Here is a 15,629-nt window from a genome sequence, read left to right on the forward strand (position 1 = left end):
CCGCGATCTCCGGACGACGGTGGGGTCGGGGCTGTCGCGTCCGCCGAGCACCGGCTATGTTCGGCAGCACAACAAAACCGGACGACGGTGGCGACGCGGCCGCCGGAGGAGCAGCCCATGGTCGAGCACGGAGTCCAGCACGAGTCGGTCGCGCACCGCACCGGCGAGACGGTCCTGACGGTCGTCGACCACCACGGCGCACCGCTGCCGGACGTCGAGGTCGCCGTCGAGCAGACCCGGCACGCCTTCGGGTTCGGCAACATCGGGTTCGACTTCGTGGAGCTGGCGAACGACGAGGTCGACGGTGCCGGACGGGAGCGCCTCGAACGCCTCGCCGACCTGTACGCCGACGTCTTCACGACCGCGACGCTGCCGTTCTACTGGGGTCGCTTCGAGCCGGAGCGCGGGCGCCCGGACACCGCTCGTCTCCGGCGCACCGCGGAGTGGTTCCGCGACCGGGGGATCGCGCTCAAGGGGCACCCGCTCGTCTGGCACACCGTGCAGCCGGACTGGCTCCTCGGGCTGCCCCTCGACGAGGTCGAGCAGCTGCAGCGGGAGCGCATCCGCCGCGAGGTCGGCGACCTCGCCGGGCTGGTCGACACCTGGGACGCGATCAACGAGGTCGTCATCATGCCCGTGTTCGACAACGGCGACAACGCCATCACCCCGCTCGCCCGGGCGAAGGGCCGCATCCCGACGATCCGGATGGCGTTCGAGGAGGCCCGCGCCGCGAACCCGCACGCGACCCTGCTGCTCAACGACTTCGACCTGTCGAGCGCGTACGAGTGCCTGATCGAGGGCGTGCTCGAGGCCGGCGTGCAGATCGACGCCATCGGGCTGCAGACCCACATGCACCAGGGGTACTGGGGTGAGGACACGGTGCTCGCGATGGTCGACCGCTTCGCCCGGTACGGCCTGCCGCTGCACCTGACCGAGACCTCGCTCGTGTCGGGTGACCTCATGCCCGCGGACATCGTGGACCTGAACGACCACGTGGTGGACTCGTGGCCCTCGACGCCCGAGGGCGAGGCCCGACAGGCGGACGAGGTCGAGCGGCACCACCGGAGCCTGGTCGGGCACCCCGCGGTCGAGGCGGTCACCTCCTGGGGCATCACCGACGCGGGCGCCTGGCTCGGCGCGCCGATCGGGCTGGTCCGCGAGGACGGGACGCCGAAGCCGTCGTACGAGGCACTCCGTCGCCTGGTGAAGGACGAGTGGTGGACCGGGCCGACGGTGCTCCGCACGGACGAGCGCGGACAGGTGCGGGTGCGCGGGTTCCGGGGGGAGTACCGGGCCGAGGTGCGGGGCGCGTCGGCGGCGGTCACCGTCGGGCGCGAGCCGGCCGAGCAGCGGGTGGTCGCGTCCGCGACGTGACCAGCGGCGGACGGGAGGCGCGGTGCGGGTCCGTCCCGTGCCTCCCGTCCGGTGTCGCCCCCCGGTCCCGCGCCGCGCGGTGCGGTGCCGTCGGGACCGCGGACGCGGCCCTGCGTGCTCAGCCCAGGTCGAGCGTCCGGCCGAACGTCCGCGTGACGGGCGGCGCGGCGACGATCGCCGCGAGGGCCCTCGGGGCACCCTCGTCGGTCGCGCGCCAGGCGACGTAGGCGTCGTGGTCGGCGGGCGTCGTCCACCGCTCGAGCACGACGAGGTGCAGCGGGTCGGAGTCGTCGACCAGGACCTCGAGCGACTCGTTGCCGGCGAAGGTCGCCGTCTGGGCGAGGGTCTCGCGGATCGCGGAGTCGATCGTGTCCTGCGCGACGTCGTCTCGCAGCTGGACCTCGAGGAGGACCGTCTGGGTCATGTGCGTGCCTTTCGTCTGGTGCTCGTTCTCGGCACCCGTCCGTCGGGTGCCGAGTGCGCCAACGTCCGGGTGACCCGTGGTGTTCCGCGGACCGACGGAGAAGTGCAGAACGCAACGTCGGCGACTGCTCGCAGCGGTGGGGCGTTGCGGGGAACCGCCGGGGTTGCGTCTTGCGGGCTCGACGCCGACACATGTCGAGAAGAAAGCTTCCGGAGGAAGGTTTTCGGTGTTACTGTCCTGATCACCTAGCAGCACTAGGTATTCGAGAGGGCACGCCGCCCCCGATGGCTCGAGGAGGAGTCATGTCGACACCGACGTCGAAGGAAGAACCGCAGTCCGGTCTCGCCGGTACCGCGAACCCGCCGGTCACCGCGGCCGCGGGAGCCACGAGCACCGACCCCGCAGCCGCATCGCGTGCGTTCTCGGTCGAGGGCCTCACGCAGAACGTCAGCACCGTCCGGGTCGGCCCGAAGTACCTCTGGGCACTCAGCCTCGCCCAGTTCGGCCTCTTCGCCGCCCTGCTCACCCCGGTGTTCGTGGGCATGGCGATCAAGGCGACGGTGCTGAACCCGGACAGCCCCGAGACGATCGTCGGGTCGGTCCTGCCGTTCGGTGCCCTCGGCGCCCTGCTCGCCAACCCGCTGGCGGGGGCACTCTCCGACCGCACCCGCACGCGCTGGGGTCGCCGTCGGCCCTGGATGGTCGGTGGCGTCGTCGTCTTCGTCGTCGCGCTGGCCTGGCTCGCGTTCGCGCCGGACGTCCTGCAGCTCACCATCGCGTGGGTGCTCGCCCAGGTCGCCGCGAACGCCGTCCTCGCCACCCTGACCGCGAGCTTCGCGGACAACGTGCCCGAGTTCCAGCGCGGCAAGGCGTCGAGCGTCATCGCCCTCGCGCAGAACATCGCGATCCTCGCCGGCCTCTACCTCGCCGTGTACCTGGTCGGGAACCTGCCGGTCCTCTTCATCGCGCCGGGCATCCTGGCGATCGTCGTGATCCTCGTCTACGCGGTCGTGGCCCGCGACGAGCTCCCGGCCACGACCAAGCCCTTCAGCTGGGTCACCCTGATCGCGTCGTTCTGGACGAACCCGATCAAGCACCCCGACTTCGGGCTCGCCTGGTGGGGCCGCTTCCTCATCACCTTCGGCACGTTCATGTTCACGACGTACCGCGTGCTGTACATGCAGGAGCAGATCGGGATCGAGGACCTGGCCGAGGCCACCGCCACCGTCGCGTTCGGTGTGCTCCTGTACACGGTCGCCCTGCTCGTCAGCGCCGCGGTCTCGGGCTGGGTGTCCGACCGCGTCCGACGCCGCAAGGTCTTCGTCTGGGGCTCCACCGCCCTCACCGCGGTCGGCCTGGTGATCCTCGCGCACGTCGACAGCGTCGGCGGGTTCTACTTCGCGGAGATCGTGCTCGGGTTCGCCTTCGGCATCTACGCAGCGATCGACACCGCGCTCGTCGTCGACGTGCTGCCCGACCCCGAGCGTCCCGGCAAGGACCTCGGCGTCATCAACATCGCCAACGCCCTGCCGCAGTCGCTCGCCCCGGCGGTCGGCCTGTTCCTGCTGGGCCTCGGCGGCGGCCAGAACTACACGCTCATGCTCTGGGGTGCCGGCGTCGCCGTGCTCCTCGGTGCGCTCGTCATCCTCCCGATCAAGAAGGTCCGGTGACCACCGTGGCACCCCGCATCTCCCTCCAGCTCTACACGGTCGACAAGGCGCTGGCGCCCGACCTCGACGGCGGCGTCGCCCGCCTGGCCGCCATCGGGTTCGACACCGTCGAGGCGTTCGCCTTCGTCGGCCGCGCAGCCGAGCTCCGGACGGCGTTCGACGCGCACGGCATCAGCGCCCGCACCGGCCACGCCTTCCTGGTCGAGGAGTCGATCCCGCTGCCGGACGGCACGGTGATGACCGCCCCGTCGCACGCCGAGACGTTCGCCGAGGCGTCGGCGCTCGGCATCGAGATCGTCATCGACCCGTTCGTCGGTCCCGACCACTGGACGACCCGCGAGGGCGTCGAGCGGGTCGCCGCCCGGCTGAACGCCGCCGCCGAGGAAGCCGCCGTCCACGGCCTGCGCGTCGGCTACCACAACCACGACCACGAGCTCCGGCCGCGCATCGGCGGGAAGCCCGCGCTCCAGGTGCTCGCCGAACTGCTCGACCCGCGCGTCGTGCTCGAGCTCGACCTGTACTGGGCGTCCGCCGCGGGCATCGACCTCGTGCCCTTCGTCGAGGAGCTCGGCGACCGCATCGTCGCCGTGCACGTCAAGGACGGCCCGATGCGCGAGGGGATCTCCACCGCGCAGGTGCCGACCGACCAGACCCCGGCCGGCCAGGGCGACGTCCGGCTGGCCGAGGCGCTCGCCGCAGCACCGGCGCTCGAGTACGCCGTCATCGAGTTCGACGGCTTCGACGGGGAGATCTTCGACGGGGTCGAGCAGTCGTACCGCTGGCTGCAGGCCGCGCTCGCCGGGTCGGACGAGACCGCCACGACGAGGGTGTCCGCATGACCCGCACCGGCCGCGTCGGCGTCGGCTTCATCGGCGCCGGGATGATCAGCGAGCAGTACCTGACGAACCTCACGACCTTCCCGGACGTCGAGGTCGTCCGGATCGGCGACATCGACACCGAGCGCGCCGCGGCGTCGGCGGCGAAGTGGGGCATCCCCGCGTCGGGCACCGGCGACGAGGTCCTCACCGACCCCGACGTCGAGATCGTCGTGAACCTCACCCTGCCCGCCACGCACGTCGAGGTCTCCACGGCGGCACTCCGCGCCGGCAAGCACGTCTGGAGCGAGAAGCCGATCGGCGTCGACCGCGAGAGCGCCGCCGGACTCGTGGCGCTCGCCGACGAGCTCGGCCTGCGCCTCGGCATCGCACCGGACACCGTCCTCGGCACCGGGTGGCAGACCGCGAAGCGTGCGATCGAGGCCGGCGCGATCGGTACCCCGCTCACCGCCGTCACGAGCTTCCAGTGGCAGGGACCGGACGTGTTCCACCCGAACGCGTCCTTCCTCTACGCGAAGGGTGCCGGCCCGCTGTTCGACATGGGCCCGTACTACTTCACGGCGCTCGTGCACCTGCTCGGCCCGGTCGCGTCCGTCGTGGCGACGGGGTCCCGGTCGCGCGGCACCCGGCAGCTGGTGGTCGGTCCGAACGCCGGGCAGGAGTTCCCGGTCGAGGTCCCGACGCACCTCTCGGTGCTCACGTCGTTCGAGCAGGGCGGGAACGCGCAGTCGCTGCTGTCGTTCGACACCCCGCTGTTCCGGCACGGCGTCTTCGAGGTGAACGGCACCGAGGGCACGATCGTGCTCCCGGACCCGAACACCTTCGGTGGCGGACACCCGATCCGCATCGCACGACCGCTCGGCACGGACGTGTCGTTCCCGATCGAGCAGGCGTGGGAGACCCTGTCCGACGAGGAACCGACGGTCGGCCGTGGTCTCGGCGTGCTCGACATGGCACGGGCGATCCGCGGGGGCGGTGCGCACGTCGCGACCGGCGAGGTCGGGTACCACGTGCTCGACACCATGGTCGCGGTCGAGGAGTCCGTCGCGCGCCGCGCGTTCGTCGAGGTCGCGTCGACGGTGGCGCCGATCGCGTCGCTGCCCGAGGACTTCGACCCGCTCGCCGCGACCCTCGAGGGTGCGTCCGCCACGGTCTGAGCGGCCACACGACGGACGGGAGGCTCGGTGTCGGCCGGCACCGAGCCTCCCGTCCGTCACGTGGTGCGGGACGGCCGCAGGACGCTCGCGTAGACCGCCACCAGCTCGTCGACGCGCTGCTCGACGCGGTCGCGGGCCGCGACCAGCGCGGCGCTCGCCCGCACGAGATGCTCCGGCTCGTCGTGGAGCCGTCGGACGACCGACGCGATCCCCGCGGCGTCCGGCGTCGGCGTCGTGAAGCCACCGCCGTCGGGGACGACCTCGGCGAGGTCCGGGTCGCAGTGCACGACGGGCAGGCCGGTGGCGACGGCCTCGAGCATCACCATCGGCTGGTTGTCGAAGTCGGAGGAACTCGACACGAGCACGTGTGCACGGCGCATGGCGGCGAGGACCTCGTCGTGCGGGGTCGAGCCGTGCAGCCGGACCGGGGTGCCGGCCGCTGCCCGGGCGACCGCAGCACGCGCGACGCCGTCGCCGAGCACGTCGACCACGGTGCCGGGTGGGAAGGAGCGGGCAGCCTCGACCAGGACCTCCGGACGCTTCTCGGGCGACAGGCGCCCCACCCAGAGCACCCGGAGCGGCTCGTCTGCGGTCCTGGTCCGGACGGTCGCCGGTCCGATCGCGTCGAGGACCGCGGGCTCGATGCCGTTCGAGACGACCGACACCGGGGTCCGGACGCCCCGGTCGACGAGCTTGTGGGCGAAGTGCCGCGACGGGACCACGACGTGGTCGCTCGCCCGGGACTGCGCGAGCATGACCCGCCACATCCGCCGCGCCGTCCGGGTCCGGGTGTACGGGGTGTCGGCCGCGACACGGACGCCCCGGCGGGGGACCTGCGTCGCGTGCAGGAAGGCGAGCAGCGCGGTCGTGACGGCGGGCACGGGCAGGACGTTCCGCGTGTAGACGTCGATGCGGCCGTGCATCGTGTGCACCACCGGGATGCCGAGGTCCTGCGCGGCCCGGATCCCGCCGAGCGCCGCGAACATCTCGGAGTGGGTGTGCACGACGTCGACCCGGCGTGCGGCGAACTCGCGGCGGAGCAGGGCGCGGAGGCGACGCGGGGACCACGCGAAGGGGTAGCCGTCGGGGCGGAACACGGGGGAGACGGGCAGACCGACGACGGCCGGCACGGTGGCGGTGCCGGGTGCCTGCGCCGTGCCCGCCGAGTGCGCGGGGCCCGCCGGGTCGTCGGGACAGAAGACCGTGACGTCGTGTCCCGCTGCCGTGAGGGCCTCGGCCAGGGAGCGCACCGCCGTCTGGACGCCCCCGAGCGTCGGCAGGTAGTAGTCGGTGACCAGCGCGATCCGCACGCCCCGAGCCTAGGGCCGTCGGCTCCTGCCGGGCTCGTAGGATCTGGGGCATGGGGGGAGCAGGCACCGGGGAGCGCGCGCTGGTCACGGGGGCGAGCGGGTTCGTCGGCGGTCACGTCGTGCGGACCCTGCGCGAGCACGGCTACCGCGTCACGGCGTCCGGTCGGCGGGCGTCGGCGCTGCCCGCCGGGGACGTCCACGTCGGCGACCTCGACGACCTCGCCCGCGCGGACGTCCCCGCCGACGTCGTCGTGCACTGCGCGGCGCTCAGCTCGCCGTGGGGCCCGTGGTCGGCCTTCGAGCACGCCAACGTCACCGGGACCGCCCGGGTGCTCGAGTACGCACGTCGCGTCGGGGCGCGGCGGCTCGTGCACGTGTCGTCGCCCGGCATCTACGCCGCACCGCGCGACCGGCTCGACATCCGCGAGGACCAGGTCGACCCGAGCCGCCCGATGAACCACTACATCCGCTCGAAGCTGCACGCCGAGGCGCTCCTCCGCGCCGCGACCGGCGACCCCGACGGACCCGAGATCGTCGTCCTGCGGCCGCGCGGCATCATCGGCGCGGGCGACACCGGACTCGTCCCGAGGCTGCTCCGCGTGCACGAACGGGTCGGCGTGCCCCTCCTGCGCGGCGGACGCGGACTCGTCGACCTGACCGCCGTCGAGAACGTCGCGCACGCCGTCCGGCTCGCGGCCGAGGTGCCCGGGGCCGCCGGGCTGGCGTTCAACATCACGAACGGGGACCCGCGTCCGTTCGTCGAGCTCCTCGACCAGCTGCTCACCGGACTCGGGGTCCGGCCGCGGCACCTGCACCTGCCCGCCGGGCCGGTGTCCGCGCTGGCCGCCGTGCTCGAGGCCGTGTGCACGGTGCTGCCCGGGCAGCCCGAGCCGCCGATCACCCGGTACACGGTGACGACGATCACGCACTCGCAGACCCTCGACCTGACCCGGGCTCGGCAGGTGCTCGGCTACCAGCCGGTCGTCGGGCTCGACGAGGCACTCGCGAGCTACGCGACCGTCGTCCGGCGCGTCGGTGGGCAGCCGCGTGGCTGAGCGCCCGGTCGGCACCCTGCGCGCCGCCGCCTGCGGGTGGACGACCCACGACGTGCACGGTCTGCTCCGCGGTGCACCCCGTGGCCGTCGGGTCTTCCCCGCGAACGTCTTCCACTGGTCCGGTCCGGACCGCTCCGTGCTGTTCGACACCGGGTACGCACCCCTGCCGTGGCGCACGGGTGCCGCCGGGTGGCTGTACCGACGCCTGCTCCCGCCCGTCGTCCCCCCGGGCAGCACACTCGCCGACGCGATCGACACGGACGACGTCACGCACGTCGTCCTGTCGCACCTGCACCCCGACCACGTCGGCGGGCTGGCTGCCGTGCCGCACGCGCGGGTGCTGGTCTCCGAGGGCGTGGCCCGGAGCACCGCCCGCCCGCGGGTGCTCGCCGGGCAGCTGCGGGGGCTGCTGCCCGCGGGGCTCGTCGACCGGCTGCAGGTCGTCCCGGACAGCGCCTTCGGCCCCGCCCCGACCGGGCCGCTGGCCGCGGTCGGTCTGTCGACGGCCGACCCGTTCGGCGACGGTCGCACGCGGCTCGTCCGGCTGCCCGGGCACGCCGACGGGCACCTCGGCGTCCTGGTCGAGGACCGTGTGCTGCTCGCGGGCGACGCTGCCTGGAGCCGCGACCTGCTCGGACGCGAGCGCGACCTGCGCCTCCTGCCGCGTGCGGTCGCCCACGACGCCCGATCGCAGCGCGACACCGCCGAGCGCCTGCTCGCCCTCGAGCGCGCAGGTGTCAGACTGCTGTTCAGCCACGACGAGCACCGGACCGGGGTGGACCTGCTCGTCGACGACGACGAGGACCGAGGGGGACCATGAAGCACTGCGCCATCGCCGGGTGGGGGACGGCACTGCCGGACCGGACGGTCACCTACGGCAGCGGTGCCCGCACCGTCACCCGGTACCGCATCGCCGACGACGTGTCGCACCTCGACATGCTCGCCACGGCAGCGTCCCGGGCCATCGAGCACGCCGGCATCGACGCCGCCGACCTCGACCTCGTGATCGCCGCCTGCGCCGCCGGCGTGCAGCCGATCCCCTGCACGGCGGCACTCGTGACGGAGCGGGTCGCGCCCGACGCCCGAGCGGCCGCGTTCGACGTGAACTCGACGTGCACGAGCTTCATCACGGCACTCGACATCGCCTCCCGCTACCTGGAGGACGGCGACCACGACCGGGTGCTCATCGTCTCCGGGGACGTCGGGTCACGTTTCCTCGACCCGGCGCAACGGGAGTCCGCCGAGCTGTTCTCCGACGCTGCGGCCGCGGTGGTGCTGACGCGCGGCGACGGGACGCAGGGGGTGCTGTCGGCGCTGCAGCAGACCTGGCCGGAGCACGCCCACGACACCGAGCTCCGGGGCGGCCTGTCCCGGTACCCGGCGCAGCAGTACGCCGACGGCGACCCCGCTGACTACCTGTTCGACATGCACGGCCGGCGAGCCCTGACCGGGATGCTCCGGGTCCTGCCCGGGTTCTTCGCGCGGTTCTGGGAGCGCAGCGGTCTCGGGCTGGACGACGTCGACCTGGTCGTACCGCACCAGGCCAGCGGCGCGATCGGGCTCGCGATGCGCCGGCTCGGGATCCCGACGGACAAGTACGTCGACGAGGTCGCGGCGTTCGGGAACTCGGTCTCGTCGTCGGTGCCGTTCATGCTCGCGCGGTGCCTCGACGACGGTCGGCTCCGGCGCGGGGACACCGTGCTGCTCTGCGGGACGGCTGCCGGCCTGACCGCGAACGCCCTCGCGCTGCGCCTCTGACGCGCCCGCGGTCGGCGCTGCGCCTCTGACGCGCGCGCGGTCGGCGCTGCGGCTCTGGCGCGCGCGGTCGGCGCTGCGCCGGGTTCGCCGGGGACACGACGACGCCCCCGCCGCTGCTGCGACGGAGGCGTCCGATGACCCCTGATCCCCGGGGAGGCCACCGCTGGTCCGGTGGACCGCCCAGCACCGGGCGGTCCACCGGGGTCGGTCAGCGGGTGGTGCGTCCGGCGCGGGGCAGGAGCACGCCGAGGACGATCATCGCGACGGCGAGGAAGGCGTGCAGGACGTTGTCGGCGCTGTTCAGCGGGACGAAGTTCGCAGCCCCGGCCATGCCGGCGACGAAGAGGCCGAAGACGAACAGCACGGCGTAGACGATGCCGCCGATGAGCAGGTACGAGCGCGACCCTGCGGCGGAGCGGGCGGCGAGGATGCCGACGATGCCGAACAGCAGGTGGACGATGTTGTGCAGGGCCGACACCTGGAACAGGCCGAGGAGCATGGCCATCGAGCTGTTGCCGGCGAAGGACAGCGTGCCCATGTCCATCGTGAGTCCGGGGATGAACCCGGCGATGCCGACGATGAGGAAGACGACGCCGAAGAGCAGTGCGCCCTTCTGGACGAGGGTCGACGCGAAACCGGTACGGGGTGATGCTGCGTTGCTGGTCATGGTGCGGTCCTTCCGAATGCGTTCCACGACGGCGTCTCCGGGTCACCGCGCAGGGGCAGCGTCGTCGTCGTACAGGGGTTTCGGAGCAGGTGCGCAGCCGGATTGGTGCGCCGTCCGGGTGTCCTTCCAGCGCGGCGTCCTCCTGCGGGATGACCCCGGGTCTCCGCCCCAGGGGGGACGCGCTCGACGGTGTCCCGGAAATAGCGTGGACCACGTGATCGAGATCGAGCATCTGTCCAAGCGCTACGGCGCCAAGACCGCCGTCGACGACATCTCCTTCGTCGTCCGTCCCGGCAGCGTCACCGGCTTCCTCGGGCCGAACGGCGCCGGGAAGTCCACGACCATGCGGATGATCATGGGCCTCGACACGCCCACGTCCGGACGCGTCCGGGTGAACGGCCAGGACTACCGGTCCTTCCGCGACCCGCTCCGCCAGGTCGGCGCGCTGCTCGAGGCGAAGGCCGTCCACTCCGGGCGCAGCGCGTACAACCACCTGCTCTCGCTCGCGGCGACGCACGGCATCCCGAAGTCCCGCGTGCACCACGTGATCGAGCTCACCGGCCTCGAGTCGGTCGCGAAGAAGCGCGTCGGCGGGTTCTCCCTCGGCATGGGGCAGCGGCTCGGCATCGCGGCGGCACTGCTCGGCGACCCGAGGACCCTGATCCTGGACGAGCCGGTCAACGGCCTCGACCCGGACGGCGTCGTGTGGGTGCGCCAGCTCGCCCGGCACCTGGCGTCCGAGGGACGCACGGTCTTCCTCTCCAGTCACCTCATGAGCGAGATGGCGCAGACGGCCGACCGCGTGGTCGTGCTCGGCCGCGGCAAGGTCCTGGCCGACGCCCCGATCGCGGAGTTCGTCGCGGGCAGCGGACAGGGCGGCGGCGCACGGACCCTCGTCCGGACCCCGCACCCCGACCAGCTCTTCGATGCCGTGGGATCAGCGGCGTCGTCGATCACCCCGCGCGAGGACGGCGCCTTCGTGGTCGTCGGTCCCGACGCACAGCAGATCGGCACCATCGCCGCCCGGGTCGGCGCGGTGCTCCACGAACTCACCCCCATGGGTGCGAGCCTCGAGGAGGCGTACATGGCCCTCACGAAGGACGAGGTCGAGTACCAGGCGGAGGTCGCACGATGAGCGCCGCGACGGCCACCGCGATGCCCGACCGCGTCGGACTCGGGTTCGGTCGACTCGTCCGCAGCGAGTGGATCAAGTTCCGCAGCATCCGGTCGACGTGGTGGTGCTACGCCATCATCGTCGCGCTGACCATCGGGCTCGGTGCGCTGCTCGGGCTCTACGCGCCGATCGTCGGTCTGCCCGAGGGCGCCGAGGTGACCCAGGCGGTCGCGAACGCCCAGATCGTCAACCTCAGCATCTCGTCGGTCGGCTTCACCGTGCTGGTCGCCGCGGTCCTGGGTGTCCTCATCATCACGGGTGAGTACGGCACCGGGCAGGTGCGCTCGACCTTCACGGCCGACCCCGGGCGCACCGGCGCGATCCTCGCCAAGGCCGTCGTCCTCGCCGTGGCCACCTTCGTGGTCAGTGCAGCGGCGACGTGGATCGGGGTCGTGCTCGTCGCGCTGTTCCAGGCGGACAAGGGCGTGCACGCCGACCTGGCCGACCCCGCCGTCTTCATGCCGATCCTCGGTTCGTCGGTCTACGTCACGGGGATCGCACTGCTCGCCTTCGGCATCGGCCTCCTGGTCCGGTCGAGCGCCGGTGGCATCGCGATCGCGCTCGGCGTGCTGCTCGTCCTGCCGATCGTGCTGCAGCTCTTCGCGGGGCTGGTGGACCAGCAGTGGCTCCTCGACGTGTCCCGCTTCCTGCCCGACCAGGCCGGCAGCCAGCTCTACACCTACGAGCGGTCCGCGGGCCAGCCCGCACCCGAGGGCGTCGTGCTGAACGGTTGGGCCGGCGGCGGGGTCCTGGCAGCGTGGGTCGTCGCGATCGGTGTCCTCGCCCTGGCCGCGGTCAAGAAGCGCGACGTCTGACGACGAGCCGCGCGGCCCGCGAGGCGGGGCGTGACGGAACGGAGGCTCGGTGCCGACCGGCACCGAGCCTCCCGTCCGTCCGCAGCCGGGTACGGGCGGTTCAGGCCGCCCGTGAGAACAGCCCGCGCAGGGCGCGCGTCAGTCGCCACGAGCGCCGCGGCTGCTGGACGACCTCGACCGCGCGGGTCGGCATCCGGAAGGCGAGGTCGTGGAGCATGTTCCGCTTCGAGCCGTCCCAGTTCGCGAACAGGTAGGAACCGCCGATGAACGACATGCTCCGGACCGGCGTCCGCTTCCACGAATCGGCCGCGACGTAGTAGCCGGCGTGCCCGGCGCGGATGTGGTCGATGACGGTGTCGACGTCGAAGACACCGGTCGTGGTGACGACGGTGGTGATGCCCGTCCGGTCGCGGGCGACGTACTCGATGAGGTGTTCGGTCACGGCGTGCTCTGATCTGTGTCTGACTCGACCGGCCCGTGAGGTCGGTGCTCGGGAGGTGTTCGGAACCGCCCTTGCTTCCGCCTGGATGGTACGCCGACAGGCGGTGGGGTCTCCAGGCGTCGGTGCGGTCGGGGGATGAACATCCGGGCAGCGCGGCGGGCAGGGTGGTCCCATGCGCACCACACGTCACTCCCGTCCCGCCGGCCTGCTCCTGATCGTCGCCGGGGCGTCCCTCGCCCTCGCGGGGTGCACCGGCGGGGGCGGCGGTGGCCCGACCGCGACCGTCACGCGGACGGTCACGCCCTCGAACTCGGCGTCGTCCTCGTCGTCGACGACGGGCAGCGGGACCCCGGGCCCGTCGTCGACGCCGACCGTGACACCCTCCTGCGGACCGTCCGACGGGGCCGCCGCCGCCGCTGGTCCGATCGCCGACCTCCCGCTGCCCGCCGGCCTCGAGTCGGCGCGGTGGGACGCGTCGAACGCCGACACCTCGGTCTACGACGGCTGCGCCGCGCTGTCCGCGGTGACCGTCAGCGTCGTCGACGGCACCGCGAGCTCGCCGGTCGCGATCCTGCTCTTCCACGACGGGACGTACCTGGGGACGGCGACGAAGGAGCAGTACCCGTTCGTCCCGCAGGTGACGCGGGAGTCCGCGGGGACGATCCGCGTCGAGTACCGCTACCCGCAGGGTGCGGACAGCAACGCCGACCCCTCCGGCCGAGCGACCGCGACGTACACGTGGGACGACGCTGCCGGTCGCGTTGAGATGTCCGGAGACGTCCCGCCCGCCCGGTGACGTCCCGCCGCCCTGTCACTCAGCGCGGTGCTCCGCGTCGACCGGCGGACCCGGACCCGGACCCGGGCCCTGACCCGGGGCGCAGCGCCCGCAGCACGTCCCGCAGGACGTCGAGCCGGGGCTGGGACGCGCTGAACGGTCGACCGAGTGCCGAACGCGGTTCGAGGACGAACGGTCCGCCGTCCGTCAGCGTGAGCCACAGCCCGTAGTCCTCCCGTCGTCCGCGGTGGTCCTTCGTGGCCAGGTCGATCCGTGCGACGCGCGTCCAGGGGATCGTCACCACCGGGTCGGGTGACACGGGGGACCAGCCGAGCAGCCCGCTCCGGTCGACGGTGACGAGCGCGATGCGCGGGTCGGGGAGGTCCTGTCCGGCGATGGTCCCGCGCGCGGAGACCGGGAGGTGGAACGCCGGTCGACCCTGGCCGTGGCCGTGCGCGTGCCGGAGCGCACGTCGGTCCCGTCGTCCGTCCCGCCAGGCGCTGATCGGCGCGACGACGCAGCCCACGGCGCCGAGCAGCGGCAGGAGGACGGCGATCGAGCCGCGGCCGGTGAGCGACGCCTGGTCGACGAACCGGGCCTCGACGACGAGCATGCCGACCGCGACGGCGAACAGGCCGAGCGCGCCCGCGACGAACGGCCACAGCGGCGGTACGACGCCGTCGCGCAGTCGCTGCACCCACGGCTCCGACTGATGGTCCACCACCTCAGCCTGCCCGTACCGCCTGGGCACGGAACGGTGGGATGCTGGACCGCATGCCCCTGTCCCGCCCGGCGCTCGCCGCTGCCCTGCCCGGTGTCGCGCTCGCCGTCGTGATCGGCGTCGCCGCGACCCTGGTCGGCCGCGCGGTCCCGGTCGTCGGCGGTCCGGTGCCGGCCGTCCTGCTCGGTGCGCTGGTCGGCTGGCTCGTCCGGCGTCGACGGGCCCAGGACGACGGAGCAGCCGACCTCGGTGGGCTCCAGCCCGGCGTGAAGTTCGCGTCGAGCCGCGTCCTGCAGGCAGCGGTCGTGCTCCTCGGCGCACAGCTGTCGATCGGCGAGGTGCTGCGCATCGGCGGCGAGACCCTCCCCGTGATGCTCACCACGCTCGTGGTGTGCCTCGTCGCGGCGTGGGGGATCGGCCGGCTGCTCCGGGTGTCGAGCACGCTCCGCACACTGATCGGGGTCGGCACGGGCATCTGCGGCGCATCGGCCATCGCCGCCGTCACCCCCGTGGTCGGTGCCGCCAGTGCCGAGGTCGCCTACGCCCTGTCGACGATCTTCCTCTGCAACATCGCCGCGGTCTTCGTCTTCCCGCTCGTCGGCCACGCGCTCGGCCTGTCCCAGCACGCGTTCGGCGTCTTCGCCGGGACCGCCGTGAACGACACGTCCTCCGTCGTCGCGACCGCCACGGTCTACGGCCGTCAGGCGACGGACACCGCCGTCGTCGTCAAGCTCGTGCGGACCCTGATGATCATCCCGATCGTGATCGGGCTCGCCGGCCTGGAGGCGCGCCGCACCGCCCGCTCGCAGCACGCCGCCGTCGACGGCACGGGTCGCGCCGGGGGCGTCCGCGTGCTGCGGCTGGTCCCGTGGTTCCTGGTCGGCTTCCTCGTCGTGGTCCTCCTCCGGACCACCGGGGTCCTGCCCGCGGCGGCGGCCCCGGGGTTCTCGACGGCGGCGACCTTCCTCATCACGGTGGCGCTGGCGGCCGTCGGGGTCTCGACGGACTTCGCGGCGCTCCGCCGGGCCGGGTTCCGGCCGATGCTGCTCGGCATCGTGCTGTGGGTGCTCGTCGCGGGGACGAGCCTGGGAGTGCAGGCGGCCTTCGGTCAGCTCTGACGGGCCCGGCGGCACGGTGCCAGCCGGCACCGTGCGTCAGCCGTCGCGTCGGCGACGCCTGCGTGGCGCGACGTGCTCCCGCACAGCGGAAGGCACGTCGCGCCGTGCGGTTTCGTGGCGCGACGTGCTTCCGGTTGTGCGGGGCGCCTCGCGCCCGGCGCGGCTGCGTTCCGGACGGGAGGCACGGTGCCAGCCGGCACCGTGCCTCCCGTCCGGCGGCGCCTGCGTGGCGTGACGGGCTCCCGCACAGCGGAAGGCACGTCGCGCCGTGCGGTTCCGTGGCGCGACGTGCTTCCGGTTGTGCGGGGCGCCCCGCGCCCGGCGCGGCTGCGT

At 73.2% G+C, this 15,629-nt stretch carries 16 protein-coding genes; 11 read left to right on the top strand and 5 right to left on the bottom strand.

Features of this window, described 5'->3' with window-relative positions; all coding sequences use genetic code 11:
* Positions 1 to 117: 117 nt before the first annotated feature.
* Entirely contained in the window at positions 118 to 1,374 is a 1,257-nt protein-coding gene (locus Q9R28_RS16455; RefSeq protein WP_311206638.1) for an endo-1,4-beta-xylanase, read from the top strand.
* A gap of 118 nt (positions 1,375 to 1,492) precedes the next feature.
* Here Q9R28_RS16455 and Q9R28_RS16460 read toward each other — a convergent pair whose 3' ends face one another.
* Positions 1,493 to 1,798, bottom strand: a complete 306-nt coding sequence (locus Q9R28_RS16460; protein ID WP_066656138.1) for a putative quinol monooxygenase — start codon at positions 1,796 to 1,798, stop codon at positions 1,493 to 1,495.
* A 302-nt stretch (positions 1,799 to 2,100) separates the two neighbouring features.
* Here Q9R28_RS16460 and Q9R28_RS16465 point away from each other — a divergent pair, with 302 nt between their 5' ends.
* From Q9R28_RS16465 to Q9R28_RS16475, 3 genes are read left to right on the top strand one after another with little or no spacing between them, the layout of a single operon-like run.
* Positions 2,101 to 3,468 carry an MFS transporter gene (locus Q9R28_RS16465; protein WP_066656135.1) on the top strand — a complete coding sequence of 456 codons (1,368 nt, stop codon included), beginning with the start codon at positions 2,101 to 2,103 and terminating at the stop codon, positions 3,466 to 3,468.
* Positions 3,465 to 4,307: a sugar phosphate isomerase/epimerase gene (locus tag Q9R28_RS16470; RefSeq protein WP_311206639.1), complete on the top strand. Its 843-nt coding sequence runs from the start codon at positions 3,465 to 3,467 to the stop codon at positions 4,305 to 4,307. Before Q9R28_RS16465 ends, Q9R28_RS16470 begins: the two co-directional genes overlap by 4 nt.
* The gene (locus tag Q9R28_RS16475) at positions 4,304 to 5,461 is read left to right on the top strand and encodes a Gfo/Idh/MocA family oxidoreductase (RefSeq protein WP_311206640.1); all 1,158 of its coding nucleotides are present in this window, start codon (positions 4,304 to 4,306) and stop codon (positions 5,459 to 5,461) included. The genes Q9R28_RS16470 and Q9R28_RS16475 overlap by 4 nt, the downstream gene beginning before the upstream one ends.
* A 56-nt stretch (positions 5,462 to 5,517) precedes the next feature.
* Here the strand turns inward: Q9R28_RS16475 and Q9R28_RS16480 are convergent, their stop codons facing one another.
* The gene (locus tag Q9R28_RS16480; protein WP_251155779.1) at positions 5,518 to 6,771 is read right to left on the bottom strand and encodes a glycosyltransferase; all 1,254 of its coding nucleotides are present in this window, start codon (positions 6,769 to 6,771) and stop codon (positions 5,518 to 5,520) included.
* Positions 6,772 to 6,821: 50 nt separating this feature from the next.
* On the opposite strand from Q9R28_RS16480, the gene Q9R28_RS16485 reads away from it, so the two are divergent.
* From Q9R28_RS16485 to Q9R28_RS16495, 3 genes are read left to right on the top strand one after another with little or no spacing between them, the layout of a single operon-like run.
* On the top strand, positions 6,822 to 7,826 hold the full coding sequence (locus Q9R28_RS16485) for an NAD-dependent epimerase/dehydratase family protein (RefSeq protein ID WP_311206641.1): 1,005 nt from the start codon (positions 6,822 to 6,824) through the stop codon (positions 7,824 to 7,826).
* Positions 7,819 to 8,646 (top strand): MBL fold metallo-hydrolase, encoded by an 828-nt coding sequence (locus tag Q9R28_RS16490; protein WP_311206642.1) that lies wholly within the window; start codon positions 7,819 to 7,821, stop codon positions 8,644 to 8,646. The genes Q9R28_RS16485 and Q9R28_RS16490 overlap by 8 nt, the downstream gene beginning before the upstream one ends.
* Positions 8,643 to 9,584 (top strand): 3-oxoacyl-[acyl-carrier-protein] synthase III C-terminal domain-containing protein, encoded by a 942-nt coding sequence (locus Q9R28_RS16495; RefSeq protein ID WP_066656122.1) that lies wholly within the window; start codon positions 8,643 to 8,645, stop codon positions 9,582 to 9,584. Before Q9R28_RS16490 ends, Q9R28_RS16495 begins: the two co-directional genes overlap by 4 nt.
* Positions 9,585 to 9,792: 208 nt before the next feature.
* Here the strand turns inward: Q9R28_RS16495 and Q9R28_RS16500 are convergent, their stop codons facing one another.
* A complete protein-coding gene (locus Q9R28_RS16500; RefSeq protein ID WP_209685837.1) occupies positions 9,793 to 10,251 on the bottom strand; it encodes a DUF4383 domain-containing protein in 459 nt (152 codons plus the stop codon).
* A gap of 214 nt (positions 10,252 to 10,465) precedes the next feature.
* Between Q9R28_RS16500 and Q9R28_RS16505 the strand changes: the two genes are divergently transcribed.
* Positions 10,466 to 11,386 carry an ABC transporter ATP-binding protein gene (locus Q9R28_RS16505; RefSeq protein ID WP_311206643.1) on the top strand — a complete coding sequence of 307 codons (921 nt, stop codon included), beginning with the start codon at positions 10,466 to 10,468 and terminating at the stop codon, positions 11,384 to 11,386.
* Complete coding sequence (locus Q9R28_RS16510; RefSeq protein WP_066656118.1) at positions 11,383 to 12,240, top strand: ABC transporter permease subunit; 858 nt, start codon at positions 11,383 to 11,385, stop codon at positions 12,238 to 12,240. The genes Q9R28_RS16505 and Q9R28_RS16510 overlap by 4 nt, the downstream gene beginning before the upstream one ends.
* Before the next feature lie 100 nt (positions 12,241 to 12,340).
* On the opposite strand, the gene Q9R28_RS16515 is transcribed toward Q9R28_RS16510, so the two are convergent.
* A complete protein-coding gene (locus Q9R28_RS16515) occupies positions 12,341 to 12,682 on the bottom strand; it encodes a hypothetical protein (protein ID WP_066656115.1) in 342 nt (113 codons plus the stop codon).
* Between the two features lie 172 nt (positions 12,683 to 12,854).
* Between Q9R28_RS16515 and Q9R28_RS16520 the strand changes: the two genes are divergently transcribed.
* Positions 12,855 to 13,478 (top strand): LppP/LprE family lipoprotein, encoded by a 624-nt coding sequence (locus tag Q9R28_RS16520; RefSeq protein WP_209685833.1) that lies wholly within the window; start codon positions 12,855 to 12,857, stop codon positions 13,476 to 13,478.
* Positions 13,479 to 13,497: 19 nt separating this feature from the next.
* Here Q9R28_RS16520 and Q9R28_RS16525 read toward each other — a convergent pair whose 3' ends face one another.
* Complete coding sequence (locus Q9R28_RS16525; RefSeq protein WP_311206644.1) at positions 13,498 to 14,178, bottom strand: hypothetical protein; 681 nt, start codon at positions 14,176 to 14,178, stop codon at positions 13,498 to 13,500.
* A gap of 53 nt (positions 14,179 to 14,231) precedes the next feature.
* On the opposite strand from Q9R28_RS16525, the gene Q9R28_RS16530 reads away from it, so the two are divergent.
* Positions 14,232 to 15,296: a putative sulfate exporter family transporter gene (locus Q9R28_RS16530; RefSeq protein ID WP_311206645.1), complete on the top strand. Its 1,065-nt coding sequence runs from the start codon at positions 14,232 to 14,234 to the stop codon at positions 15,294 to 15,296.
* Positions 15,297 to 15,629: the final 333 nt, after the last annotated feature.

The sequence above is a fragment of the Curtobacterium sp. BRD11 genome (assembly GCF_031844345.1).
GTDB lineage: Bacteria > Actinomycetota > Actinomycetes > Actinomycetales > Microbacteriaceae > Curtobacterium.